This window comes from Rahnella perminowiae (assembly GCF_019049695.1).
Lineage (GTDB): Bacteria > Pseudomonadota > Gammaproteobacteria > Enterobacterales > Enterobacteriaceae > Rahnella > Rahnella perminowiae.
Map to the genome: position 1 here is coordinate 1 of NZ_JAFMOT010000097.1, position 546 is coordinate 546.

At 60.6% G+C, this 546-nt stretch carries 1 protein-coding gene; it reads right to left on the bottom strand.

Annotation, left to right across the window (positions count from 1 at the left end):
• A partial coding sequence (locus J1781_RS00480; RefSeq protein ID WP_217233033.1) for a phage late control D family tail protein occupies nucleotides 1–546 on the bottom strand: 546 nt, incomplete at both ends.

Genomic DNA, 546 nt, shown 5'->3' on the forward strand with positions numbered 1-546 from the left:
GCCGGGTATTGCGTGGCACGGCGGTGAAGGTGACAAAATACGCCGTGTCGCGGGCGACGTTGGTAGAGTTCGTGGAAACTATCAGCAGGCCGTCCGGCGCTTCCGGCCAGTCTTTACCGGGCGTGGTAATGACCATTCCCGGACGCAGCGTCATGCAGTTGGACTTACCCTCAAAGGTGATTTGTTCGCTCAGATAACGCTCCTGACGGCGTCTGGCGTACCACATCCCCTGACCGGGCTCGTTGCTGTATTCCTTGCCCGGCTCAGGATAGGACTCACCCCAGCGGTAATCTTCGGCCACCAGCGCCGTGTAATCCGGATTGGTGGTCGCCGTGGCGGTCATATCGCTTTGCGCGGCCGGATAGTAATCGTCGTTAACCGTCACCGATTTCGGGATGGCCTTGCGGCTGACCGACATTTCCCAGACCGACTCCTGGCCGCCGTCGAACAGGCCCGCCGGATTACGGAACGGGATGGCGACCGGTTCCGGCCAGGCGTAAGAATGGTCGGCCAGCACCATGACGTCGCAGTTGTTCTCTTCATCGT